The 26,410-nt window shown below is 37.4% G+C and carries 25 protein-coding genes and 1 other annotated feature; of the genes, 18 read left to right on the plus strand and 7 right to left on the minus strand.

Translation table 11 applies throughout. From position 1 onward, the window contains the following. Positions 1 to 3 precede the first annotated feature (3 nt). Together CN326_RS04495 and CN326_RS04500 are read left to right on the plus strand one after the other, a co-directional pair. Complete coding sequence (locus CN326_RS04495) at positions 4 to 795, plus strand: alpha/beta hydrolase (protein ID WP_098306639.1); 792 nt, start codon at positions 4 to 6, stop codon at positions 793 to 795. 67 nt (positions 796 to 862) lie between these two features. After that, a complete protein-coding gene (locus CN326_RS04500) occupies positions 863 to 1,924 on the plus strand; it encodes a tetraprenyl-beta-curcumene synthase family protein (protein WP_141524964.1) in 1,062 nt (353 codons plus the stop codon). Positions 1,925 to 2,091: 167 nt separating this feature from the next. Here CN326_RS04500 and mnmM read toward each other — a convergent pair whose 3' ends face one another. Together mnmM and mnmL are read right to left on the minus strand one after the other, a co-directional pair. Next, positions 2,092 to 2,664, minus strand: coding sequence for a tRNA 5-(aminomethyl)-2-thiouridylate-methyltransferase MnmM (mnmM, locus tag CN326_RS04505; protein WP_098306643.1), 573 nt, complete (start codon positions 2,662 to 2,664; stop codon positions 2,092 to 2,094). Beyond that, positions 2,661 to 3,620 (minus strand): tRNA modification radical SAM protein MnmL/YtqA, encoded by a 960-nt coding sequence (gene mnmL / locus CN326_RS04510; protein WP_098306645.1) that lies wholly within the window; start codon positions 3,618 to 3,620, stop codon positions 2,661 to 2,663. The genes mnmM and mnmL overlap by 4 nt, the downstream gene beginning before the upstream one ends. A gap of 105 nt (positions 3,621 to 3,725) precedes the next feature. Here mnmL and CN326_RS04515 point away from each other — a divergent pair, with 105 nt between their 5' ends. The 9 genes from CN326_RS04515 (at position 3,726) to CN326_RS04555 (ending at position 11,824) form a co-directional block, all read left to right on the plus strand. After that, positions 3,726 to 3,989 carry a YtzC family protein gene (locus CN326_RS04515; protein ID WP_098306647.1) on the plus strand — a complete coding sequence of 88 codons (264 nt, stop codon included), beginning with the start codon at positions 3,726 to 3,728 and terminating at the stop codon, positions 3,987 to 3,989. A 17-nt stretch (positions 3,990 to 4,006) separates the two neighbouring features. Further along, the gene (locus tag CN326_RS04520; RefSeq protein WP_003208774.1) at positions 4,007 to 4,156 is read left to right on the plus strand and encodes a hypothetical protein; all 150 of its coding nucleotides are present in this window, start codon (positions 4,007 to 4,009) and stop codon (positions 4,154 to 4,156) included. A 340-nt stretch (positions 4,157 to 4,496) separates the two neighbouring features. After that, on the plus strand, positions 4,497 to 5,090 hold the full coding sequence (locus CN326_RS04525; RefSeq protein ID WP_098306649.1) for a hypothetical protein: 594 nt from the start codon (positions 4,497 to 4,499) through the stop codon (positions 5,088 to 5,090). Between the two features lie 361 nt (positions 5,091 to 5,451). Then, the gene (locus CN326_RS04530; protein ID WP_141524965.1) at positions 5,452 to 6,174 is read left to right on the plus strand and encodes a hypothetical protein; all 723 of its coding nucleotides are present in this window, start codon (positions 5,452 to 5,454) and stop codon (positions 6,172 to 6,174) included. A 293-nt stretch (positions 6,175 to 6,467) separates the two neighbouring features. Continuing rightward, a complete protein-coding gene (gene iscB, locus CN326_RS04535; RefSeq protein WP_098306653.1) occupies positions 6,468 to 7,715 on the plus strand; it encodes an RNA-guided endonuclease IscB in 1,248 nt (415 codons plus the stop codon). A 250-nt stretch (positions 7,716 to 7,965) separates the two neighbouring features. Next, positions 7,966 to 8,727 (plus strand): ABC transporter ATP-binding protein, encoded by a 762-nt coding sequence (locus CN326_RS04540; RefSeq protein WP_098306655.1) that lies wholly within the window; start codon positions 7,966 to 7,968, stop codon positions 8,725 to 8,727. A gap of 16 nt (positions 8,728 to 8,743) precedes the next feature. Then, positions 8,744 to 10,594 carry an FtsX-like permease family protein gene (locus tag CN326_RS04545; protein WP_098306657.1) on the plus strand — a complete coding sequence of 617 codons (1,851 nt, stop codon included), beginning with the start codon at positions 8,744 to 8,746 and terminating at the stop codon, positions 10,592 to 10,594. Between the two features lie 236 nt (positions 10,595 to 10,830). Continuing rightward, entirely contained in the window at positions 10,831 to 11,088 is a 258-nt protein-coding gene (locus CN326_RS04550; RefSeq protein WP_098306659.1) for a SunI/YnzG family protein, read from the plus strand. A gap of 208 nt (positions 11,089 to 11,296) precedes the next feature. Beyond that, positions 11,297 to 11,824, plus strand: a complete 528-nt coding sequence (locus CN326_RS04555; RefSeq protein ID WP_098306661.1) for an isochorismatase family protein — start codon at positions 11,297 to 11,299, stop codon at positions 11,822 to 11,824. 260 nt (positions 11,825 to 12,084) lie between these two features. On the opposite strand, the gene CN326_RS04560 is transcribed toward CN326_RS04555, so the two are convergent. Further along, on the minus strand, positions 12,085 to 12,477 hold the full coding sequence (locus CN326_RS04560) for a DUF5412 domain-containing protein (RefSeq protein ID WP_098306663.1): 393 nt from the start codon (positions 12,475 to 12,477) through the stop codon (positions 12,085 to 12,087). 318 nt (positions 12,478 to 12,795) lie between these two features. On the opposite strand from CN326_RS04560, the gene CN326_RS04565 reads away from it, so the two are divergent. From CN326_RS04565 to CN326_RS04595, 7 genes are all read left to right on the plus strand, one after another. Then, positions 12,796 to 13,341 carry an RNA polymerase sigma factor SigX gene (locus tag CN326_RS04565; protein WP_098306665.1) on the plus strand — a complete coding sequence of 182 codons (546 nt, stop codon included), beginning with the start codon at positions 12,796 to 12,798 and terminating at the stop codon, positions 13,339 to 13,341. 3 nt (positions 13,342 to 13,344) lie between these two features. Beyond that, positions 13,345 to 14,520 carry an anti-sigma factor family protein gene (locus CN326_RS04570; protein ID WP_098306667.1) on the plus strand — a complete coding sequence of 392 codons (1,176 nt, stop codon included), beginning with the start codon at positions 13,345 to 13,347 and terminating at the stop codon, positions 14,518 to 14,520. A gap of 65 nt (positions 14,521 to 14,585) precedes the next feature. Next, positions 14,586 to 15,551 carry an ABC transporter ATP-binding protein gene (locus CN326_RS04575; RefSeq protein ID WP_098306669.1) on the plus strand — a complete coding sequence of 322 codons (966 nt, stop codon included), beginning with the start codon at positions 14,586 to 14,588 and terminating at the stop codon, positions 15,549 to 15,551. Beyond that, positions 15,523 to 16,395, plus strand: coding sequence for an ABC transporter permease subunit (locus CN326_RS04580; protein ID WP_098306671.1), 873 nt, complete (start codon positions 15,523 to 15,525; stop codon positions 16,393 to 16,395). The genes CN326_RS04575 and CN326_RS04580 overlap by 29 nt, the downstream gene beginning before the upstream one ends. A gap of 199 nt (positions 16,396 to 16,594) precedes the next feature. Beyond that, on the plus strand, positions 16,595 to 17,788 hold the full coding sequence (locus tag CN326_RS04585; RefSeq protein WP_098306673.1) for an MDR family MFS transporter: 1,194 nt from the start codon (positions 16,595 to 16,597) through the stop codon (positions 17,786 to 17,788). Between the two features lie 50 nt (positions 17,789 to 17,838). Further along, positions 17,839 to 18,210, plus strand: a binding site (T-box leader). A gap of 65 nt (positions 18,211 to 18,275) precedes the next feature. Continuing rightward, on the plus strand, positions 18,276 to 20,684 hold the full coding sequence (gene leuS, locus CN326_RS04590) for a leucine--tRNA ligase (protein ID WP_098306675.1): 2,409 nt from the start codon (positions 18,276 to 18,278) through the stop codon (positions 20,682 to 20,684). A 142-nt stretch (positions 20,685 to 20,826) separates the two neighbouring features. Continuing rightward, complete coding sequence (locus CN326_RS04595) at positions 20,827 to 21,087, plus strand: hypothetical protein (RefSeq protein ID WP_176524530.1); 261 nt, start codon at positions 20,827 to 20,829, stop codon at positions 21,085 to 21,087. A gap of 260 nt (positions 21,088 to 21,347) precedes the next feature. On the opposite strand, the gene CN326_RS04600 is transcribed toward CN326_RS04595, so the two are convergent. The 4 genes from CN326_RS04600 to CN326_RS04615 all read right to left on the minus strand — a co-directional run bounded on the left by CN326_RS04600 (position 21,348) and on the right by CN326_RS04615 (position 26,289). Next, entirely contained in the window at positions 21,348 to 21,764 is a 417-nt protein-coding gene (locus CN326_RS04600; protein ID WP_035436070.1) for a pyrophosphohydrolase domain-containing protein, read from the minus strand. Positions 21,765 to 21,894: 130 nt separating this feature from the next. Beyond that, entirely contained in the window at positions 21,895 to 23,001 is a 1,107-nt protein-coding gene (locus CN326_RS04605; protein WP_098306677.1) for a Ger(x)C family spore germination protein, read from the minus strand. Continuing rightward, positions 22,977 to 24,071 carry a GerAB/ArcD/ProY family transporter gene (locus tag CN326_RS04610; protein ID WP_098306679.1) on the minus strand — a complete coding sequence of 365 codons (1,095 nt, stop codon included), beginning with the start codon at positions 24,069 to 24,071 and terminating at the stop codon, positions 22,977 to 22,979. Before CN326_RS04610 ends, CN326_RS04605 begins: the two co-directional genes overlap by 25 nt. Positions 24,072 to 24,087: 16 nt before the next feature. Then, positions 24,088 to 26,289 (minus strand): spore germination protein, encoded by a 2,202-nt coding sequence (locus CN326_RS04615; protein ID WP_098306681.1) that lies wholly within the window; start codon positions 26,287 to 26,289, stop codon positions 24,088 to 24,090. Positions 26,290 to 26,410 lie beyond the last annotated feature (121 nt).

Here is a 26,410-nt window from a genome sequence, read left to right on the forward strand (position 1 = left end):
TTTATGTGGAATTATGAAGCAGAAGAGGCGAAAGCTGTTATCGTTATGGTACACGGTGCGATGGAGCATCATGGTCGTTACGAGGCACTTGCAGAAATGTGGCGCTATATTGGTTTTCATGTTGTGATGGGTGATTTACCAGCGCACGGAACAACTTCAAGAAATAGAGGACATATTACTTCATTTGATGAATACATAGAAGAAGTAAAGGCATGGATTAAAGAAGCGAGAAAATATTACTTGCCTATTTTCCTATATGGACATAGTATGGGGGGCTTAACGGTCATTCGTGTGCTGCAAGAAACGAAAATGGATGTGCAAGGAGTAATTTTAACTTCACCGTGTTTAGGGGTTGTATCGACGCCTAAAGTACCGCTTCGTACCATTGTAAAAGTGCTGAATGTTATTGCGCCGAAAATGCAGTTTCAGTCAACTATTACAGTTGAAATGGCAACGCGTAATCATGAAATTCGTGATGCGATGGAAAATGATTCATTGTTCTTGCGCAAAGTATCAGTTCGTTGGTATAGTGAGTTAATTAAAGCTGTAGAAGTCGCCCATGAAAAACGCGATGAATTTCCAGATGTACCACTCTTGCTAATGCAGGCATGTGAGGATAAACTTGTAGATAAAACACGTGTCCGCAAATGGTTTGATAATCTGAAAATTAGTGACAAAGCATACAAGGAATGGCCAAATTGTTATCATGAGCTATTTAATGAGTATGAAAAAGATGACGTTTTCGCATATGCAAAATCATTTGTAGAAACACATTTAATTCAGAAAGACAAATAAACAGATGAAATTCGTAATACATTTAGAACATGTTTGACCATATTCATTAGAGGAGATGAAGAAAGAAGTGAAAGTACCGAGTAACCCCATAACGCTCATGGCGAAAGTATACCGAGATGTGTTTCCGGTCGTACACCATGAGCTCGCAAAGTGGAAAGAACGCGCCTATCATATTCCGAATGATGAACTTCATAATCAAGCGTTAGCGAGTATTGAACATAAAACGTTTCACTGTGAAGGCGGTGGGATTTTAGCACTGCTTGCCCATGAACATCGTGAGGAATGTATTCGATTTATTGTAGCGTATCAAACGATTAGTGATTACTTGGATAATTTATGTGATCGCAGCACATCGCTTGATCCGAATGATTTTGCGGCGCTTCATGAATCGATGCTTGCGGCGCTAACGCCAGGAAGTGAAGGAAGCAATTATTATCGATACCGTGATGATCAAGATGATGGCGGTTATTTAGATGAACTTGTAGAAACGTGTCAGGACGTGCTTACAAAAACGAAGCATTATAACAAGATTGCACCAATTCTTCATGAGCTTGCTTGTTATTATTGTGATTTGCAAATTCATAAACATGTAAAGCTAGAAGAGAGAGAAGAGCGCTTAAAAACGTGGTTTGCAGTGCATCGTGAAAATGTACCGCCAATGAGCTGGTTTGAATTTTCCGCATGCGCAGGCTCAACGCTCGGTATTTTCTGTCTTGTAGCGTATGCGTTCCACGATGAATTAACAGACGAAGATATTATGAAAATTAAGCAAGGATATTTTCCGTATGTACAAGGATTGCATATTTTACTTGATTATTTCATTGACCAAGAAGAAGACCGCATTGGCGGAGATTTAAATTTTTGTAGTTATTATGAGAATAAAGAAGCAACACTTGAGAGATTGAAACATTTTGTGCTAGAAGCGGAAAAAAGTTTGGAACAACTGCCGCATATGAAGTTTCATCGCCTCATCAGCCGCGGGCTACTTGGTATATATTTATCAGACCAAAAAGTGTCGCAGCAAAAAGAAATGCAGCAGATGGCACGGCGTATTGTGAAATATGGGGGTCTTACTTCGCGCTTTTTCTATTGGAATGGGAAGATGTATCGAAAGAAAATGGCGCAGTGATAAAAAATACGTGCAATATGCACGTATTTTTTTTTTGGTACTCACGTCGAATTTTGTAGAACGGTCTTTATATTGTGTCGAAGCGCCGATATATTTTAAAAAGCGCCGATATATGACGAGAAGCGGTCGATATATTTCAAAAAGCGCCGATATATTGACGAGGTGCCTTATCGTTTTTCAATCGCAATAATAAACGGCGGGTTATTTTGTTGGTTCATAAATTCGTAACGCAGTACGTGAGCTTCTTTTTGATCCAGCTCCCCTGCAAATTTTACAACAGCATCGCGTTCGACTTGTCCTTCCGGATGTCCGTGATAAATGACGAGAACGATGATTCCTTCCGGTGCCATGACTTCTAATAACTGCTGTATGGCAGAGAGTGTTGAATTCGGTTTTGTGACAATGCTTTTGTCACCGCCAGGAAGATAACCTAAGTTAAAGATAGCCCCTGTTACTTTTCCTTTTGCATCCTCTGGTAATACGTCTGTTAATGTATCGTGGCTATCATGAATAAGAACGGCGCGCTCAGCCAGTCCTTTTTCTTGTAGACGCGCAGCTGAATTTGTGATTGCCTCTTCTTGAATATCGAAGCCAAATACTTTTCCGTTTTCTCCAACAAGTTCTGCTAAAAAACATGTATCATGACCGTTGCCAAGCGTTGCATCAACGGCATAATCTCCTTCTTTCACTGCTCGCTCTAGCAGTGTGCGTGCAAAAGGTAAGATGCGTTCTAATTTCATACTTCCGTCACCTCATTTGCATATTTGCCTTGCCAGCTGCTGCGGCGTACAAATTCAGCATCGATTGCATTTAATACTTCCCACTTGTTCAAGCTCCACATCGGACCGATCATTAAGTCAGGCGGACCGTCGCCTGTGATGCGGTGTACGATGACGTCTGATGGAATGATTTCAAGCTGATCAACAACAAGGTTTACGTAATCCTCAAGAGAAAGGAATTCTAATTGTCCTTTTTCATATTGTTTCACCATCGGCGTTCCTTTTAATAAGTGAAGCAAATGAATTTTAATACCTTGAATATCAAGCTTTGCCACTTCGTGTGCTGTTTCCATCATCATGTCATAGTCCTCAAGAGGGAGGCCGTTAATAATATGTGAACATACGTTAATGTTATGCTTACGAAGTTTATTTACACCTTCTACGTAAGATGGATAATCATGAGCACGGTTAATAAGAAGTGCTGTACGTTCATGAACTGTTTGTAAGCCAAGTTCTACCCAAAGGTACGTACGCTTATTTAGGTCAGCTAAATATTCGACGACATCATCTGGTAAGCAGTCTGGTCGGGTAGCAATTGATAAACCGACAACACCTTCTTCTTTTAAAAGAGGTTCGAATTTTTCTTTTAGCACTTCAACAGGAGCATGTGTATTTGTATAAGCTTGGAAATACGCAATACATTTGCCATCTTTCCATTTCGTATGCATTTTTTCTTTCATTTCATGATATTGCGTAACAACATCATCACGGCGGTCACCAGCAAAGTCGCCAGAACCAGCCGCACTGCAAAATGTACAACCGCCGTATGCCACTGTGCCGTCACGGTTTGGACAATCGAAGCCAGCGTCTAAGGAAACTTTAAAGATTTTCTCGCCAAAATGTCCGCGCAGGTGATAGTTCCATGTATGATAACGTTTATTGTCATTTGAATATGGGAAAGGATTTTGGACTTTCATATTATGCCTCCTCAATGATATGAGCAAAAATCATTATAACATACTCATAAGGTTCAGATGGAAGGGATAGACTAATGGAGAAATGAAAGGCAAGGAGGAAACATGATGGCAGAGCGTCACGCAATTGAACGATGCATCAATGAAGCAGAACAAGCGATGGAATACGCAAAACAACAACTAGAATGTGGCATGAGACAAGAACATTACAATAAGATGAATTATTCAGATGCACAGCTCCAACTGGAAAAAGCTTATACAGAAATTGAAACAATGGAGCACTTTGCAACTGCTGAGCAGCGCGATCAGTTATATCGTGCTCGTCTTGCGGTTCAACAGTTGCGGCATCAAATGGTCACTACACCGCACTAATAAGGAGTGAAAGATAAATGGCAAAACGTTCTGATCAAAATAACCCAGAGCAAAAAACACAAAACGGACATAATGCCGAGTTTTCAAATGAATTAGATCCAGTGGTGCAAGCGAAGCAAAGAAATCGTAAAAAAGGGCAACCACAAAAATCAAAGCAATCAGAGTAAACCAGGTCGAAGTATGACCTGGTTTTATTTTTTGCCCTTACAGAAATGTGAGATTTGTGTACTTTAAACTATTTTCAGTATCATTTGGCTGAAATTTTTTATCCCGCTATTCGCGGGCAGTAAGATCCCCACCTCAAGATTGTGAGGAATCCGAAGAAGATAGGTGGGGATCTTACTGCTGGCACGCGCCCGATTGGTTCAACTAACCATCAGTGGGGAACGAAAAAACATTGATGGAAGTTTCACTTTATCATGTATTTTTTTAAGTTAAGGAAAAGTTAAGGAACATGTCCGATAATTCCACTTGTAACGCCATTACGTATTTTAGGAGGAACTTCAAATGAAACTAAGATCAAGTTTGATTGCACCTATTTTAGCAGCAACAATATTGACTCCAGCATCTGGAAGTGCAGTGATGAATCATTCCAATACATCTAACAAATCAGCTACACATGAAACAGCAGAACATCACCATAAAGGTAACCATGAGAAGGAGCTTACGAATGTCATTAATCAATACGCTTCTTCTGATTTGAAAACTAAACTTACACAAGATTTAGCAACACATAAAAATTTAGAGCAACAATTGCACAAAACAGCTGGTTTCCAAAAACAAGAGGCACAAGAGAAGGCACAACGAAAAGCTTTTTACGAAGCTCATAAACAAGAAATTGATTCTATTAAACAACAAGTAAAAGATGGGAAATTAACAAAAGAACAAGCGCATAAGCAATTAGAAGTGATATTTGGAAAACACGAAGATAAAGATCATGATAAAGGTAAAGAACAAGGCGAACGTGGTATTCAAAAAGAATTGAAAGCAGCTGTTCAAAAGAAAGACAAAACAGCTATTAATGCTGCATTAGAAAAATTTGATCAACAATTACAAAATTCTAATCAGAAATTACAACAAGAAATTAATGCTAACAAATAAGATGAATTTGAACAAAAAGGCAGCTCATACACAGAAAAAACAAAGCCCTCGTAAGAGGAGCATATTATTGTTAGAGTGGTTTTTATTTTAAAAGGATAAAATGAAAAAGCTGAGCTTACATGAGCTCAGCTTTTTTTATATTCAATATGGTAATATGTGGTATATTTGATATAGAGAGAAATATTGACATGCTTGAGTTTTTTATAAAGTGAAACTTCCATCAGTGGGGGCTTCATCCCCCACTGATGGTTAGTTGAACCAATCGGGCTTTTACGGGCAGTTATCACCCACCTATCTTCTTTGCTTCTTTCTCAATCTCGAGGTGGGGGTCTTATTGCCCGTTAATGCGGGATACAACACGATGGGAAAAAATAAAGGGAAGGAAATAGAGATGAAAAATACTATGGAGACAAGAGCTAATCATGTACAGGAGAAACTCAATGTATTTGGAAGTAAATCTTTTTCACAACCAGTTATTACCGAAAGTGTCCGTGTGAAAGGTGTTGCATCTTTTCAAAAGGATGTACAGGCTAATGAATTTAGTATAATCGGGGACTGCACAATTCGGGGAAGTTTAATTGCTGAAAGTTTTAGCAATTCTGGTGCATGCAAGATTGAAGGGGTATCTCAAATTAACGAAATAAAAAACACCGGTAGTTGTAAATTAGGAAAAATACAGGCAAAACATATACACTCATCGGGTACTTTATCGATAAAGGAAGATGTGTGTACCGAAACACTTACAGTGCAAGGGGCTGTTCGAGTAAATGGAAATCTACAAGCAAAAAAGATTGAAATAGGATTTATAGCACCTAGTGAATTGCAACATGTTGAAGGGGATATAATCACGTTAGCGCCATCTCGTAAATTTATATCTCTTACAAGTTTTATCCCAGGCATAAAGAAAAGAATTTCTTGTAAAACGATAAAAGGAAACGACATCACTTTAAGTAAAACAGATGTATCAATTGTGTCTGGTCGTCATATAAAAATCGGTCCAGACTGCAATGTGGATGAAGTTAAATGTAGCGGTACATTACATGTAGATCCAAGTGCGAGAGTTGGAAAGATAACACGGTTGTAATGTAACTTTATTGCGTGAAATGAAAACATATATCGTCAACTACCCACCACTTAAACGCTAATGCGTTTTGAAGTGGGGGCTTGTAAAAAGCCCTGGTTGTCTAGCCTTAGTCTTTTATAGACTCCGTTCGTAAGTTGCATACCCAAGAATGATTCCCTAGTTCTTGGCTCTATGGTGGCTCTGTAACAGTTCTGATTGGGAAGGAACGGTCAACCACAAGCCTTCTTATCCAAGAAGTTGCCAACACCTACAAACATTGGCGAAGGGAAACAAACTCTTAGGAGGGACAAAACATGCGTGTATTTGTCAAGAATTTAAGAGGAGAACTGCTTATGCCTTGCAGTCCTCGTAAGGCTCGCCTTCTTCTCAAACAAGGAAAAGCAAAAATTGTGGGATACACACCATTTACCATTCAGCTCCAATACGCTACTGGAGAAACGGTACAACCTGTTACAATCGGCGTTGACAGTGGCGCAAAGTATGTAGGCATTGCAATTACCACAGAAGAAAGAGTACTTACAAAAGGAACCATTGCGTTACGTCAAGATGTCAAAGAAAACCTAACCCTCAGAGCTACACTACGTAGAAGTCGAAGACAACGTAAAACCCGCTACCGAAAGGCACGTTTTCTGAACCGAAAAAAGAAAGAAGGCTGGCTCCCGCCCTCCATTCAAAGTCGAATCGACAATGTTATTCATTGGATAGAGAAATTCAAATCTCTCTTACCTTCCCCAAAAGTCATTGTCGAAGTAGGAAAATTTGATGCGCAAAAACTAAAAAACCCTGACATACAAGGAATAGAATATCAACAAGGGGATGCCTTTGGCTTTTGGAATATAAGGTATTACGTGTTTGCGCGAGATCAATATACCTGTCAAATTTGTAAGAAAAAAGGTGGGATCTTGCATACCCATCACATCATTGAGCGCCATAAGGGTGGTTCCGATATGGCAGATAACCTTGTAACTGTACATGAAGAATGTCATCAAAAATTCCATAAAGGGAAAATCAAACACAGTTTCAAGAAACCAAAACAATATAAAGAAACGGCCTTTATGAATATACTACGTTTGCAAATTATGAAACGCTTAGATTGTGAGATTACGTATGGCAGTTACACAACACCGATACGAAAAGAGTTGCGTTTACCAAAAACACATGTAAATGATGCCATTGCAATTACAAATCCAAAACGGTTACAAGAATATGATCAAAGTGGTGAATTTCGCATCAAGCAATTTAGAAAGAAAAAGCGTTCTCTCCATGAAGCAACTGCAAGAAAAGGAAGAAAAACGAAAAATACAAAGGCAAATCGAAATAAGAAAAATACATCACATGTAGATGGAATCTATTTAGGTAATAAGGTGAAAGGATTTGGACAAATAGGATTCGTGACGGGATTTACAGGAAAAATGGTGTACATTCAAGATATCGATGGACACTATATACAAAATCCGTCTAAATCTTATAAACAAGTGAAGATATCGGATATAGAATGTATCCACCATAATAACAATTGGTTGTTTTTACAAGTGAGTTAGACTGTGCCTAACCGAAATTCATCCCCACCTTACCGCTAAGCTATTGCCTGTTACGCGCTTGAAGATGGGGACTTCTTTCGGAAATACGTTAAAATAACAAGCGGCTCCATATGTTACGTGTTTACACGTAACATATGGAGCCGTTTTTGTATATGACAAAAATGTAAGATAAATGTAAGTTTAATCAATGGCAGATCATGCTTGAAAAGAGCAAAATAGGAACAGGAAAACAAAGTGCAGGAGGGTATATATGAAAACACCAGTTGTAGACGTAAAAAATGTTCAAAAAGTATACGGTAAAAAAGGTGGGAGCCAATCACATGCATTAAAGGGCGTATCATTCTCTATTCAAGAGGGTGAATTTGTTGGGATTATGGGACCATCTGGTTCTGGTAAAACTACTTTATTAAATGTCATTTCAACATTAGATAAAGCGACGGATGGCGTTGTTGAAATTGCTGGCACGGATATTACGAAAATGAAGCAAGGAGAACTATCTGATTTCCGTTCACAAAAACTAGGATTCATTTTCCAAGACTTTAATTTACTAGAGAATCTATCAATCTATGAAAATATTGCATTGCCTCTTTCTCTGCAAGGCGTTTCTTCTAAAAAGATTGGCCCAAAAGTAGAGAAGGTAGCGGAAATGTTAGGGATTTCAGCAATTCTTCAAAAATACCCTTCAGAAGTTTCAGGCGGGCAAAAACAGCGTTCAGCAGCAGCGCGTGCGCTTGTACATGAACCGGCAATTATTTTAGGGGATGAGCCAACAGGAGCACTTGATTCGAAAAACGCAACAAGTCTTTTAGATGCGATGACAAGCTTAAATGAAGAACAAGGTGTGTCTATCATGATGGTTACACATGATCCGTATAGTGCAAGTTATTGCCAACGTATTTTATTTATTCAAGACGGAGAGTTATATAAAGAAATTCACCGCAAGGGTGCTCGTGAAGAATTCTATAAAGAAATTTTAAATGTGCTTGCTGATTTAGGCACACAAAAAGCGTAAGAAAGGAGGTTCAATCATGTTATTTAAGCTTTCCATGTCGGGGCTGAAAAGTAAGTTAAAAGACTATATCGTCTTACTCGTTGGTCTTGTTATGTCGATTTCTATTTTTTATATGTTCCAAACGTTAGCGACAAATAAAGCGTTTCTTGAATCAAATTCTGTTATTGCATCAATTGCATTTGTCTTTCAAGCAGGTTCATTTTTATTAGCTATTATTACATTCTTCTATATTTTATATGCGAACTCATTCTTACTATCCCTTCGTCAAAAAGAGTTTGGAATGTATATGATGTTAGGAGCGAAAAGACATAAGATTACATTGCTTATGTTTATAGAAACAATTGTAATAGGAGTGGCGTCTCTTGTGATTGGGATTGCAGTCGGTGTAGGACTGGCGCAAGGAATTGGACAGCTACTTATGAAACAGATTGAATTTACTGCAGGTGGTTATCAAGCATTTTATGTTCCATCGATGACTGTTACGTGTATTTTCTTCTTTGCATTATTTGTGTTATCCGCAATTATGAATAGTATTAAACTATCACGTATTTCAGTATTACAGCTTGTGCATGCAGATGCGCAAACAGAGCGCGTTGCTGTAAAAGGAAAAATGACTGGTATCGTAGCATTTCTTGCGATTATTTTATTAGCAATCGGCTATGCTTCTATGATTTATATGGACAAGTTACAACAATTTGGTATCATCATTGCGCTCATTACAATAACATCAGGAACGTATATGTTATTTGCTTCTGTTCTTCCGCTTATTATTAAAAAGCTGAAAAGTAATAAAAAACGAAGCGAAAAAGGGCTTAACGCCTTTACATTTGCACAGCTAAACTTCCGTATTAACAGCTTAACGAGAGTACTAGCAACAGTAGCGATGTTAGTTGCTCTTGGTGCAGGTGCCATTTCTGGCGGTATGGCTTTTAAAAATAATGTCACGCTGACAGTTGATGGCTTTGCAATATATGATACAGCCATTCATAATCCAACAGCAGAAGAGAAGAAAATTTTAGACAGTATTACATTCAATGAGAAAAACGAATATCGTTATAAAGTTGATGATAAATTTGTTTACTATTTAAAAGAGGATTTAGAAAAAAATCCTCCGTTAGTACATGAAGGTAAAGGGAAAGAAAGCTTTGGTAAATTTAAACGCGTTTCAGGAGAGCTTCCTGTAGGTGCTATTTCTAGTCATGGTCAAGAAAAAACGGAGAATACAGCGGTAATTCCCGAAAAATGGGCAGAGGCTTTAGGAAGTATCCAGCCATTCTACTTATATCGCGACCACACTATAAAAATTGTTGATCAAAAGATGTACAATGAAGTACAAGGAAACGAAGGAATTGCCTTCATTGGAAAAACAGATAATTTTATAGCACATAAAGATGAATGGAAAAAACTTGATGAGTTAGAGTTAGCGAAATATAAAGATGTAAAAGCTGATGATTTAGCAACGAAATATGCGATGTATACAGGGTTTTACAGTATTGCGAGCGGAACTGTATTTATGGGCTTCTTCCTAGGAATTGCGTTCTTAGCAATGATGGCAAGTTGCTTAATGTTTAAGATTCTTTCTGGTGCATCAAAAGATATTACACGTTATAACATGCTTCGTAAAATCGGTGTGCGCCGTGAGTTATTAACGAAGTCCATTTATAAAGAGTTATTCTTAGTGTTCTTATTCCCGGCAATTGTAGGAATTGTACACGTGTTAATTGGGATGAAAATGTTCGGTTTTATTTTACTTGATCCGTACTTCCGGATTTGGCTTCCAATTGTCATTTTCGTAGTCATTTACGCGATTTATTATTTCATTACCGTTCAATTGTATAAAGGGATTGTTTTGCCGAAAGAAGAATAGGATTTGGAAAATACCGAGCACAGGATGCTCGGTATTTTTTATGTTATAACGCATAAATGCTGCTCCTGTATTCATTTCTATTATTCTAATTATTAATTCTGTATGAGCAATTTCCATGTTAAAGGTAATTGGATTTTTCCATTGTACAACTATTGGAAATAAAAACATGTAATAATAAATAAAGGAATTCTCTTTATAATGAAATTGAAAAGAAATTATAGGAAGGTTCTGATAATATGTTTACGGTAGGGATTGATGTGAAAAAAACAGAAAAAGAATTAATTATTAAGTGGCAGCTTGCAACGGTCAATATTCCATTGGAAGAAATTATTGAAATTACCGAAGATGATACTTACGGTGGCGAAAAAGCTGATGCAATTCGAATAGGTGCACCATATGGTACAACGAATCGGATTTTAATTAAAACGAAAAAACAAAATTACATATTGTTCACGACTAATATATCTAAAATTTTAAAAGAAATACATTCATGAAAAACAAAAAGGCTATCTGTTCTCGATACTCAGTCGGGGACAGATAGTTTACTTTTTCAAACATAATTACAAGAGATTATTTGGTATGGAAAAAATAATGATTTGATATACAGAATGGGTAAAAGGAGCAACGGTTTTTAGCTGTCGAAACTTAGCTTGATAATGCCGTGCTATAATGAAAAAGAAACCAATAGGATGTGAAACGATAATGAAGCAAGCTTTAGTTGTTATTGACATGCAAGAAATCTTTTTTAATGAACCGCAAAATTTTTTGTACGACAAGGAACATGTAGTTGCAAATATAAACGAATTAATCACAAAAGCTCATGAGAAAAATATCCCGGTTATCTTCATTCAACATACGAGCACAGAGGAAACAAATGAAATGTTTGAAGGGAAAGATGGCTGGCAATTACATAAGGGGCTAGTGAAAACTTCTTCAGATAAAGTTATTCAAAAAACGAAATGGGATTCATTCTATCAAACAGAACTATTAAACTACTTAAAAGAGAAAGAAATTGAACAAATTATTTTTGCGGGAGCGCAAACTGAATTTTGTTTAGATACTACAATTCGAGCTGCGTATAGCTTAGGTTATCAAAATAACATTCTTTATAAAAATACACACAGTACGATAACGAGTACAGTATTAGAAGCGCAAACCATTATTAAACATCATGAGAACATTTGGAATAACCGATTTTTAAAGATTGTAGAAGGGGATATAGTGTTATAACTTTGTTAATAACAAAGTTATATGAAGTGGTTCTATAAAAAGCTAGGGAGCATTCAATAAAATGCATGAATGTTACCTTAGCTTTTTTCATAGTACAGTTACTATTTGACTTCGTAAAGATAAAAAGCATTTTCACCAGGAGGATGTATGACACTCACAGTTCGATCCCCTTTTGTAAATATAGTCATTTCCCCTTTACTGGACGCTTTTGTCCACGCATTCATCTTTATAGCTATCAAAGGTAAAAATGAAGTATATTTCTAATCTTTTCTAAAGTCATATGTTTCATCTGGTACGTGTAACGTATGGCCATTGATAATAACAGTATCTTCACCTTTCCATTCAATATTGGCTTGGTCTTCTCTGTAATTCCAATAAATATTTTTTGTTTTAAATATCTTACGTTTGTTAAAAATAAGTTCACCTCTCACGGCAAAGCTTGTAGTTGCTCCACCATTTGTAATATAGGCATTTAACGTATATGTACCATTTGGAGATTTCACCTCCTGAATCAATTCACCTTTTGGAACACCTTGTAAACTAAAAAACTTCCAATATACAGAACTTGCTCCAATGATAAACATAGAAAATAATACAATTACTACTTTTCTTTTCGTTTTCTTAATTTCTTTTTGTGCTTTTTTTGTATCCATTTGCTTCTCCCTTAAAAATGGTTATATGTATTGTATACCATTTTATGGATAAATTCCATGTGTGGCTAGGTGCTCTCGCCTAACTACCAAAAGCGGACTTTCTATTAGTGGTAATGAAAAAATACTGATGAAATTTTCACTTTATAGATTTATGCTTTGTACTTGCCTCCCAATAAAATCTCTTAGAGGGTAAGGGATTAAAGCTGGTTTCAATACAAGATTAAACGATTACAAGAAAATATTTTTTATTTTTCTGTCACAAATAGTTAATTTATGGTTTCTTTATAGTGAAAGCGGCTAATAAGGAGGAAGAAACGAGTGGAGGTGAAAGCTTCATTGCTAAATATATATGAACAAGATTCAGTTTCACATATACAGTTTCAAGATGTATTTAAACAATATTATGCTCACGTTGTGAGACAAATTATGCGGATTGTGCGAGATCAAGTAATTGCTGAAGATTTAGCGCAAGAAGTATTTTTGCAATTATATCATACAGAATGGAAACAGATTGAAAGTTTATCAGCATGGCTTGCAAAAGCATCCATTTATGCGGCATATAACTATTTGCGATCTGAAAAAAGGCATCAAGCAAGAATCGAAAAAGAAGCCAATAATAAACAGTCAATTAGCTGTCCGTCATCGGAAGAACAATGTATTCAAAAAGAAGAAATTACTCGTGTACAAAGTACATTAAAAGAAATGGATGAGCGGGAACGTACCCTCTTATTAATGAAGTTTTCTGGGTTCCAATACAAAGAAATCGCGGAGGTTACTCATATGGAAGTATCCTCGGTTGGAACATTGCTAGCACGAGCGAAAGCGAAATTTCGGAAGATGTATAGAGGGATGAAGGAGGGGTGACAAATGAAGTGCCAAGATATTGGATTTATTCAGGCGTATTTAGATGGAGAATTAAACCGCGATGACAGAAAACAATATATTCAGCATCTTGACCAATGTAAAGAATGTCAAAAGACGTTAGAAGAAGTGAGCAAGCTTAATCAATGGGGAGAAGTTGTATTGGATGATGAATATACAAACGTTAGTCAAGAAATTGATATCGATGTTGATCAAGCTTGGAAAACCTTTGAACAGAATATCAAAAATCATAAAACAGAAGAAAGAAATAGTGAAGAAAGTAAAAAGAAGGGAAGATGGCATAATATGAAGAAATCATCTAAACGTTGGATTACTGCAGCAGCAGCGGCGGCAGTTGTGTGTGTGTCTTTAACAGTTCCAGAAGTACGAGCAGGAGCAAGTAACTTGTTATCGATTTTTCGAGTAAAGGATGTACAGTTCGTTCAACTTACCGATTCGGACTTACGTGATATTGAAGGATGGATCTCTAAAACGGAAGAAGGAGAAAAGTCCATTAAAGGAATTGGGAAAATAGAAATCAAAGATAACGGAAGTAAAAAAGATGCTCATTTTCAGTCAGAACAGCAAGCAAGAGAAGCTGGATATGCTGTCCCAAAAGTGCCAAATGGATATCGTGTAACGAATGTGGATGTGAATCCGTCATTTATTATGCAATTTGAGCTCGATACAGAAAAAGCTAATAAATTATTGAAACAATTACAAAGTAATACGCAATTTGAAAGTGCTTTGAATGGTAAGCAATTTTCAATCACAGTTCCGGAATCAGTACGTACTCAAATAGAAGTTGAGGGCAATCGAACATCAAGCGCTTTTTCTTATAATGTGATTGATGCACCAAAAATTTCTGTTCCAGAAGGTGTAGATGTTGCGAAATTACAAAAAACAGTTTTAGAGCTTCCGATTATTCCTGGGAATGTGAAAACGCAACTTGCAGGTATTCAAGATTGGACACATACATTGCCGATTCCTTATGTAGCAAAAGATGCAAAAGTATCAGAGACAAATGTTCAAGGAGTAAAGGCCGTTTTATATAATACAGAATATGAAAATGTGCTGATTTGGGAGAAAGACGGGAAAATGAACATGATCGAGCAACATAAAGAGCAGGGGAAAGATATGAATGCAAGTGATCTTATTAAACTTGCAAATGAATTAAAATAATGATTGAACAAGAGCGGCTCCGCGAAAAGGGGCGGCTCTGTTCCTGTATAGGGCGGAGGTAAAACATGAACGAAGACTGGATTATACAAACAAAGAATTTAACAAAACAATATAACGGAAAAGGCGGTATCCGCAACATTTCATTAGACGTTCCGCGCGGTACTGTATTCGGGTTTATAGGTCCTAACGGTGCAGGGAAAAGTACGTTTGTGCGAACGATGCTGGGATTGATTCATGCGGATTCTGGAACAGCGCAAATGCTAGGACAGCCGATTGGGACAATTGAATCAAAACGGCGCATTGGCTATTTACCTGAACTGTTTCGCTATCCTGATTGGCTGACTGGTTGGCAGTTACTTGAAACGCATGCGAAATTATGCGATCTGCCTTTTCGGGAGCGGAAAGCAAAAATGAATGAGGTTATTGAAAAAGTAGGTCTAAAGGGAAGGGAGAAAGAAAAAATTCGCGGTTATTCAAAAGGAATGCAGCAGCGTATTGGACTGGCCTGTGCCCTGCTTTCTGATCCGGAATTGATTTTTTTAGATGAGCCAACATCCGCGCTTGATCCAATCGGGCGAAAAGAAGTGCGTCATTTAATGGAAGAGCTTCGGGACCAAGGGAAGACAGTATTTTTAAATAGCCATCTATTAAATGAAATTGAACATCTATGTGATCACGTGGCGATTATTAATAAGGGAGAGCTAATTGTACAAGGAGATTGGCGCTCATTAATGATGATTCAAACGGAAGTTGAAGTAACACTTGGTGAAAAGAGCGAATTGTTTTTTAAACAACTGCCTGCGTTTATTAAAAACGTAAGGAAGATAGAAGAACAGCAAAATCGTAAACGTTGGATTATCACGCTGCAACAAGAAGACGACATTCCTAGATTGTTAGAAGCATTTGTATCACTACATATTCCTGTGTATCAGCTAAATCCGGTTCACCCGCATTTGGAAGATGTGTTTATGTACTGGGTGAATAAGAAAGAGGGGACGCAGCATGTGGACAATCGCCAAGTTATCATTTAAAGAAATCCTTTTAAAGCGTATTTTTACCATTACATTATGTATGACTTTTGCCTTTTTAATATTTTATGGAGTGGCCATTCATTACGCCGTCAGTGAAATCATTCCGGGAGAATCTAGTGGTCTTTCGACAGCTCAAGATGTTATGAGCAAGAGTTTCTTTTCTACACAACTTCTTGGGGTGGGGTTATACTTTTCTTCGTTTATTACTGCGTTGTTAGCTATTTTAAGTAGTGTTGGCAGCATTGCCAATGAAATTGAAAGTCATCAAATTGATACATGGTTGACGAGACCGATTTCGCGCTTTTCCTTTTTAATGGGAAAATGGATCGGCTTATGTTGCTTACTGATTGCGTACGCAGCCTTTCTATTTATAAGTATCGTGCTTATTCATCAAACAATGGGAGGGAATACGTTTCATTTAGATTTCACGGCGACGCAGATTATAAAAGCATTGGCTCTTTTTTTAATACAGCCCGTTATTTTAATTAGCATCGCGATATTACTAAGCACACGTATGGCGACATTAAATGCTGGCATTGTGTTAATTATTTTATACGGAACTGGGTTTATTGGTGGATTTGTTGAACAAATCGGTACATTGGCGGAAAAAACAGCACTTGTAAACATGGGCATAATCGCCAGCCTTTTATTCCCAATCGATACGATGTATCGTAAAATGACAATCTATTTATTTGATTCAGCAGACAATCCTTTATCAATAGCTTCACAAGGAGTATTTGGGAGTGTTTCAACACCGAGTAACATGATGATTGTTTATGCTGTTTTATATGTGTTAGCAGCTATTTTTATAGCGATTCGTACATTTAAATCACGTGATTTATAAGGGGATGAAACTTCAATGTATTCTCCAAATGCTGTAAAGTGTGAAAGGAAATCCATCTCTTTATGTAGAGGTGGGTTTTATTTTATATCTCATTATCAGAATTTCACCAACTATTAATCATTTGCCTTCCTACCTAAAAACGACTACAATTTTACTGTTATTGAAGATCGAAAAAATAATAGAATAGGAGGGAAGGGGTATGCCAAGGAAAGTATGGCTATTAGTAGCTGGGATGATTATTAACGTCACGGGTGCTTCTTTTTTATGGCCTTTTAATACGATTTATTTACATGATCATTTAGGGAAGTCATTATCTGTAGCTGGAATGGTATTAATGATTAACTCGTTAACAGGAGTAATTGGTAATTTACTCGGCGGTGTTTTATTTGATAAATGGGGCGGATATAAGTCCATTTTAGTTGGTATTGTTATTACACTATTAGCGATTTTAGGACTGGTATTCTTCCATGGTTGGCCATTTTATGTTGTGTGGCTTGCGTTAATTGGATTTGGTTCTGGAATGGTCTTTCCGTCGATGTATGCAATGGTCGGGACGGTTTGGCCAGAAGGCGGACGGAGAGCATTTAATGCGATGTATGTAGGACAAAACGTTGGAATCGCTATTGGAACAGCGTGCGGTGGTTTAGTTGCTTCTTATCGTTTTGATTATATTTTCTTAGCAAACTTTATTTTATACTTTATTTTCTTCTTAATTGCATTTCTTGGATTCCGTGGTATGGAAGATAAGAAAGATAAGAGTGTAGAAGGAAAAGAAAAAACGAAAAAAGGTTGGTCACTTACACCGGGATTTAAGGCGCTTCTTATTGTATGTGTAGCATATGCTTTATGCTGGGTTACATATGTACAGTGGCAAGGCGCGATTGCAACGTATATACAGGAGTTGAATATTAGCCTTCGTCATTATAGTTTATTATGGACGATAAATGGAACGATGATTGTTTGTGCTCAGCCATTAATAAGTATGATTATTCGTGCGATGAAGCGTTCTTTAAAACAACAGATTATGATCGGGATTGGTATTTTCGCAGTATCCTTCATTATACTGAGTCAAGCGCAGCAATTTACAATGTTCCTTGTGGCGATGGTGACTTTAACAATCGGTGAATTATTTGTATGGCCAGCTGTTCCAACGATTGCGAATATCCTTGCACCAAATGATAAGCTCGGTTTTTATCAAGGTGTTGTAAATAGCGCAGCAACTGTTGGTAAAATGTTTGGACCAGTTGTCGGCGGAGCAATCGTTGATATATATAATATGGAAGTATTGTTCATAGCGATAATGGTAATGCTTGTAGTAGCACTTATCGCAACGAGTATTTATGATAAGAGAGTACGGGTTGAAGAAACAGTAGAAGAAAAAATTGCAGTTTAGTTTGACGGAACATGTAACTTGTTTTAGAATATATTTTAAATAACTCATATGTAATAACAGTGATAAGGAGTAGTAGTAATAGAAGCTGGTTTAGAGAGTTGACGGTCGGTGCAAGTCAATCCACGTTTCGTTATGAACTCGCCTTGGAGTTGCGGTCGTGAAAGAAAGTAGCGATTTGCCGTCTATCCACGTTACGGATCTAAGCGAATGTATATTAGTGCTTGTTCAAAAAGGAGGATAAAGAGAGCAGAGCAGTTCGAGGCGCGGAAGCCAGGAGGACACGGAGTGTAGAGTGACTACATGAGTACCGGACTGGCGACGTAACGAAGAAATGCGATAGCTATCTTTACCGGACGTTTTGAACATCCTTTATGACATTAATTTAGGGTGGTACCGCGGGAATATAACCTCTCGTCCCTTTCTGGGATGAGGGGTTTTTTGTATTTTTGGCGGTGAAAATATATAGAATTTGAATGGAGGGTGTTTAATGAGCTTCAATCATCAAGAAATTGAGAAGAAGTGGCAAGCGTATTGGGAAGAGAATAAAACATTCCGTACGCCAGATGAAACAGATAAACCGAAATTTTACGCACTAGATATGTTTCCATATCCATCAGGTGCAGGACTGCACGTAGGACATCCAGAAGGATATACAGCAACGGACATTTTATCTCGTATGAAACGTATGCAAGGCTATAACGTACTTCATCCAATGGGATGGGATGCGTTCGGTCTTCCAGCAGAGCAATATGCACTTGATACTGGAAACAGCCCAGCTGAATTTACAGAGAAAAACATTAACACGTTCCGCAATCAAATTAAATCATTAGGTTTCTCTTATGATTGGGATCGTGAAGTAAATACGACAGATCCAGGCTATTACAAATGGACACAATGGATCTTCCTAAAATTATTTGAAAAAGGCTTAGCTTACGTGGATGAAGTACCAGTAAACTGGTGCCCGGCACTTGGTACTGTACTTGCGAACGAAGAAGTAATTGATGGTGTGAGTGAGCGCGGCGGACATCCTGTTGAACGTCGTCCGATGAGACAATGGATGCTTAGGATTACAGCTTATGCAGATCGTTTACTTGAAGACTTAGATGAACTTGATTGGCCAGAAAGCTTAAAAGATATGCAGCGCAACTGGATCGGTCGTTCTGAAGGTGCAGAAGTTCACTTCAACATCGACGGTACAGATGAGAAGTTTACAGTGTTTACAACGCGTCCTGATACACTATTTGGTGCAACTTACTGTGTACTTGCTCCAGAGCATGCGCTTGTTGCAGAAATTACAACTGCGGATCAAAAAGAAGCAGTGGAAGCGTACATTGATTCTGTAAAAGCGAAAAGTGATTTAGAGCGTACAGAGCTTGCGAAAGAAAAAACAGGCGTATTCACAGGTGCTTATGCAATTAACCCAGTAAATGGTGAGAAATTACCAATCTGGATCGCTGACTATGTGCTTGCTAGCTACGGAACAGGTGCAGTAATGGCGGTTCCAGCACACGATGAGCGTGATTACGAGTTTGCGCAAACATTCGAGCTTCCAATGAAAGAAGTTGTAGAAGGCGGAGACATTACGAAAGAAGCACATACAGGCGATGGAGCACACGTTAACTCTGCATTCCTAGATGGCTTAAATAAAGAAGAAGCAATTGCGAAAATGATTGAATGGCTTGAAATAACAAGTGCAGGAAATCAAAAAGTAACATACCGTCTTCGTGACTGGTTATTTAGCCGTCAACGTTACTGGGGTGAGCCGATTCCAATTATCCACTGGGAAGATGGCACAATGTCAGCTGTAAAAGAAGAAGAGCTACCATTAGTTCTTCCGAAAACAGAGAACATCCGTCCATCTGGTACAGGTGAATCACCACTTGCAAACATTGATGAGTGGGTAAATGTTGTTGATCCAGTGACTGGTAAGAAAGGTCGCCGCGAGACAAACACAATGCCGCAATGGGCAGGCAGCTGCTGGTATTACCTGCGTTATATCGATCCGAAAAACAGTGAAGCACTTGCTGATCCAGAAAAAATTAAACAATGGCTTCCAGTCGATATTTACATCGGCGGTGCAGAGCATGCGGTACTTCACTTACTATATGCACGCTTCTGGCATAAAGTATTATACGATGTAGGTGTGGTTCCAACGAAAGAGCCATTCCAACAACTATTTAACCAAGGTATGATTCTAGGTGAAAACAACGAGAAAATGAGTAAATCAAAAGGTAACGTTGTAAACCCTGATGATATCGTAGCAAGCCACGGTGCAGATACACTTCGTCTATACGAAATGTTTATGGGACCATTAGATGCTTCTATTGCTTGGTCTGAAAATGGTCTTGACGGAGCTCGTCGTTTCTTAGATCGCGTATGGCGTCTATTTGTTCAAGATAATGGCGAACTAAGTGAGAAAATTACAGATGCAGCAAATAAAAATCTTGAAAAAGCATATCATCAAACAGTGAAGAAAGTAACAGAAGACTATGCAGAACTTCGCTTTAACACTGCGATTTCTCAAATGATGATGTTTGTAAATGATGCATATAAAGCAGAAACACTTCCAAAAGAATATGTAGAAGGTTTTGTGAAATTGTTAGCACCAGTTGCACCGCACGTAGCGGAAGAGCTTTGGAGCAAGCTTGGACATAACGAAACAATCACATATGTAAGCTGGCCAACATTTGATGAGTCTAAACTTGTAGAAGATGAAGTTGAAATCGTTGTTCAAGTCATGGGTAAAGTACGTGCGAAGCTAACGATGAAAAAAGATGCATCAAAAGAAGAAATGGAACAACTTGCAATTGAGGCAATTAAAGAGCAAATTGAAGGGAAAACAGTTCGTAAAGTAATTGTTGTTCCTGGAAAACTTGTGAATATCGTAGCGAATTAATGGAAAAGAGCACCTATTTAGGTGCTCTTTTTATGTTTTGAACGGGATGAAAGAGCTCAATTTTGGAACAGACAAACACCTAATTCTCTTTTTGCAATATGATAACATCGACACATTAAATTGTGAGGAAGAGGTGAACGAAATGAATTATAATGAACAACGACAAATGCCTAGTCCATATGGTATGGGGGGATTCCCTACAACACAAGTAGGATATCCACATGGAGGATATCCTTATGGCTATCATCATGTGGGATATCATCCACATTATCCATATCATCATGTGGGGTATCATCCACATTATCCATATCATCATCATGGCTATCAACATGTTATTTATCATCCTCATCACCATGGTTATCATCACGGCCATCCTTCTGTCACGCCGTATCAAGGCATGTAAGATTAAACAACTATGGAATAGGGCGTTAGTGCCTTAAAGAAAATCTCCTTCAATGCAAGGAGATTTTTTATTTGGGAATAATAAAGAAGAAGGGGGTGTATACATATGGGTAAAGGTAGAAGTAACAATACTGGCCAAAGACAGCCTAATTTCGATGCAAATGCTTCGAAAGGAAAGCAACCTCAGATGGGAGATTCGAAGAAGAAATAGAGAAAAGGAGCCATTTAACAGATGGCTCCTTTTCAAATGGAAATCATATATTATTTTTTTGCTTCTTGACGCTGACGCTCAATTTCCGCACGAAGCTGTGGTTCTGGTGCTTCCCATCCTTCAGGTTTTAAAATCTTGCCGTCACCCTCGCGGAAGCGTGGTTTACCGTCTGGGAATAATTTTGCCATGTTTGCATTGTTTACGATCTCAAAACCTTTATCAGGACGTACACCCATTTCGGCAAACGTTCCAAATGCAAAGTAAATTAAGTCAATTAATGCATCATATTGATCTTCTACTGTGTTTGCTTCTAAAAACTCTTCTAGTTCTTCTTGCATAAAGCTTGCACGAATTTTTGCACGTTCTTCTGTTAATTTTGTTGGAGCATCTGCAACAGGGTGACCAAATACTTCATGCATTTTCGCAACAAGTTCATATCCTTTATCTAAACCTTTTTCGTTTGTCATGTTGTTTCATCCTTTCTCGTTCTTTGCCGATTTTTATTGTAACACGATTTATGGTAGAGAGGCTTAAATTCTGTTTTTACCAAAAAAGATCCTCTTTCCAATTTAATTTTAGGAAAGAGGATCAATTATTTTACTCAATAACGCCTGAATTTGTAATATCAACTTCATATTTTATTTTTACAGGAACATCTTTGTACATTTTTCTCCATTCCTTTAATTTAAAAGGTCTGTAGTGCTGTTTAAATCTGGCACCTAAAGCGAGCGGGTCTGTACCAAGAGATTGAAATTTTTTAATTAATTTTACTCCATCTTTATTTAAGCCTTTTTCAATGTCTTTTTTGATTTTTTCTACATTTTTTTTATTTTCTAGGTTAGTATGTTTCGAAATCTCTTGAATGCGAGCTGCCATTTTTACATGAATAAAAAAGGAAGGCTTGCCGTTGCTTACATATACACGATAAGAAGGAGAAGAACGAATATTGTTAATGATCGTATAGCCTAATCTTGTTTTAAATTCATGTGAATCCAATTCGCTTTTTTCGAGCAGTGTTTTAAAAAGAAACATATCTTTTTCTTCTACTTTCCCTACATATTTATCTTGTTTGAAAAGAGCTATACTCGTAATTTTAATACTTTTCTTTTTCTTTTTTAAAATAGGCATATATGTATCTTGCCCATCGCGATAATATCGAAAAGCTTGAAGGTGTAAATTATCTTTTGGTAATACACCTGTTTTCATATTATGTTCTAGTATTTTTGTCATGTAGATTGCTACGTTAGAAGCAGTTTGATATTGGCCTGATAGTAGTTTTTGCCCTTCTCCATTTCCTCCGCCTTCAACTAGACCAACATATACTAAGTTTCCGATATTTACATCACGAATAAGTGTATCAAATAAGCTGGAGAGTCCTTTTTTAGCTAATTTTTCTGTAAAAAGAGTAACGCGTATTTGTCCGCTGGCAAGAGGTTCTCCAGATTCTAAAGCAGTTGTTACTTTAACTTGTTTGACTGTATTTCCATATCCTTGAAGTACTTGTACTGTTTTCCCTTTTTTTCGAATAGGACAAACGTAAGTCACTTTTACTTTTTCCTTCTTTGAGCCTGTATCTGAAGCGACATCAAAAACAGAACCTTGAATAAGACTGAGATCATCAACGATGCTTTTGGGCACACATGCTGTTGTAAAAAATAAGCACAAACTAAAAAGGAATACTACTTGCTTTTTGATGTTTTCCATTTGTTTTTCACCCACATTATAAGGAATAAAACTGGGATGTACACATAAACAATCCAAAAATCTACCTTTGAGACATGAGTAACAAAGTTATTAATATGGTGCCGTTCCGTTAGGAATTGTGAAATAATGACGGTTAAAAATAATAAGGAAATTAATATGTATTTCTGCTTTATGCGAAATAGTTCATAAAATCCTCTTGTCGCACCCCATAATGGTAAGATAAAACTTGTAATTGCAATGATTGCGTAGCCGGAGATAACAATATATTCTAGACGCTCAATGAAAGGAAGACGAATTACTTGTGAAATGGATAGCTGTGACCAAATTGTTTTTGATAATTGTTTTTCGCTAAAGAACGCAAAGGCAAGAATGGTACTTAGTAAAAATAAAAAGTTAGAAAATAAAACACCATATTGTGCAAATTTATGAGATTTCTCCGGGGTTTTGATAAACGGATATATCATCAAAATGAGTTCGAAGCCAATCATGGTATAAGTCGACGCTTGAGTTGCTTTTAAAATATCCCCAAAAGAATGAGAGAATATAGGTAGTAGGTTTCCAAAATTAGCGTATTTAATGGTTATAAGCAGCATCATGATATATCCGCATGTAGCAACAACGGAGATAACACAAATACCAGTCATAACCCGAAAGCCAGATGAAATAACATAATAACTAAGTATGCATAGAAAGATTGTTAATTTCCATGTAGATGCTGTTGGAAACATCCAAACTTGAATAATTTCTACATATGTGCGTATAACGGATACGCTGTCTAGAAAGAAATATGTAATAAAGATTAGATTAAATGCATTGCCTAGCCATTTTCCAAATATATTTTGATGCACTGTAAGCAAGTTTCCATTTGCGTTTCCTAATAGACGATACATCATCCACATAAGAATGTGAACGCCTATCCCCGCTATAATTACACCCATCCATGCATCATATCCGGCAGCTTTTGCAATAATACGTGCAAATCCGAGAACCCCAACACCGAATTGAGCAGCATGGATTAAGAAAAAAACAAAAATGGGAGATACTTTATAATTTGTTTTAACCGTACTCATATGCTCTCCTCGTTTCTTACTCATCAAAATCTGTCATGCGTTTTTGAAACACTTCTTTTACATAACGACCGACATGTTGCGGTCTTGATTGAATATTGCGTGTATCCATTTTAGATAAGGGTAGTTGTATAAGTGAGTCTTTAATTGACTGTTTCCGAAATGGATAAAAAAAACCATATGGCTTTCGTAGGGACGATAATCGAAAAAGTCGCGTTAGAAGAAAGATAAATCCTAGCGAAATTCCTAATAGTCCCCATAGCTCTGCAAGTAATAGAAATGGAAAACGAAGTACACGAACGGCATTGCCCATTTTATAAATCGGTGTAATAAATGATGCTAGTGCTGATAAGGCGACGATAATTAACAAAATATTACTTGTTAATCCTGCTTGTACAGATGCTTGTCCAATAACGATACCGCCTACAATACCGAGTGTTTGCCCGACCTTCATTGGTAAACGTGCTCCTGCTTCACGGAGAAGGTCAATGGCTAACTCTAGAAAAATAGCCTCTATTAAAGGCGGAAATGGCACCTGTGCCCGCGATAAAATTAATGTCTCCAGCAAATCACTTGGAATCAATTCGTAGTGATAACTAAGTACCGCTACATATAGAGGTGTTGCAGCAATTGAAAAAATAATTGCTATAAAACGTAATAAGCGAGAAAAGGTTGCATAAAACCATGACACACTGTAATCCTCAGGCGAGACGAAGAAATCCAGTAGAGATACAGGTGCTAATAAAATATTTGGTGCACCATCGACAAATATAGCAATTTTTCCGTCAACGAGTCCGCTGCTCACACGATCAGCACGTTCTGTAGTAATAAAAGTTGGAAAAATAGAAGTATCGCCCATTAGATGCGCAATATAATTGCTATCATTAATTTGGTCATATTGAATTTTGTTCAGGAGGCCTTCTAAATATGCGATGGTTTCTTTTTCTGCTAAATTACTCAAATACATCATAACGACTTTCGTTTTTGAAAATTCTCCAATTAGTAATTCTTTTGTTTTTAATTCTAGAACTGGCAACCGTTTACGGACAAGGTTAATATTTGTATCGATATCCTCTACAAATCCTTCTTGCGGTCCAGTTACGGTTGATTCGTTTAATGGTATACTCGGTAATCTGTATTTCTCAATTGCGATATTTGCAAGTAGGCATTTCGTATCATGCTCTTGCAGTTGAATAATGGCGTGACCTTTTAGAACCATTTCTTCAATTTTTTTTACGTCACTCGTAATGATAAGGCCGCTTATTGGAATCATTTCTTTTATTTCTTCTAGTGTTGGTGCAGTGTGATGTAATAAAGCAGGCATTAAATAATTTTGTAATCTCATACCATCCATTGACGTACGGAAATACGAAATCCAATAAGGCTTAGCTGGGTCTTCAGAAGTATGAGAATGAACAAAATCGCTTGATTCTTTTAATTTCTGAAAAAGTTCTTGTAGTGAATGAGCTGCTTCATGTTCTGGCTTACTAAAATCGAAAATACCGTTTTTACTTTGTTTGGAATATTGTTTGTTTGATTGTTGCTTGTTTGTTTGAGCTTGTTGTTGTTTTGGCTGTTGCTTATTTGCTTGAGCTTGTTGCTGTTCCGGCTGTTGCTTACTTGCTTGAGCTTGTTGCTGTTCCGGTTGTTGTTTATTTGTTTGAGCTTGTTGCTGTTCCGGCTGTTGCTTACTTGCTTGAGCTTGTTGCTGTTCTGGCTGTTGCTTACTTGCTTGAGCTTGTTGCTGTTCCGGCTGTTGCTTGTTTGCTTCAGCTTGTTGTTGTTTTTGCAGCTGCTTGATTGCTTGAGCTTGTCGTTGTTTTTGCAGCTGCTTGATTGCTTGAGCTTGTCGTTGTTTTTGCAGTTGCTTGTTTGCTTCAGCTTGTTGTTGTTTTTGCAGTTGCTTGTTTGCTTCAGCTTGTTGTTGTTTTTGCAGCTGCTTGATTGCTTGAGCTTGTCGTTGTTTTTGCAGTTGCTTATTTGCTTCAGCTTGTTGTTGTTTTTGCAGTTGCTTGTTTGCTTCAGCCTGTTGTTGTTTTTGCAGTTGCTTGTTTGCTTCAGCTTGTTGTTGTTGTTGTTGTTGTTTTTGCAGTTGCTTGTTTGTTTGAGTTTGTTGTTCTGGTTGTTGCTCCGTTTGCTTAGTTTGTTGCGTGCCTTTCATTTGTTCCTTCTTTGTTGCATCTGTACTGTTTTTTTTTCTACTAAACCATTTAAAAAACATATGTATTCCCTCTTTATCCAAATAAGATAACTTTAGTCTGTGGGAATTTTTATATATTATGCACATATTTGTATTTGAAAAAGTAGAACAGATGGCTTGGTTATGGTAGAAGGAAATCATG

Source organism: Bacillus sp. AFS018417 (assembly GCF_002560985.1).
Taxonomy (GTDB): Bacteria; Bacillota; Bacilli; order Bacillales; family Bacillaceae_G; genus Bacillus_A; species Bacillus_A rhizoplanae.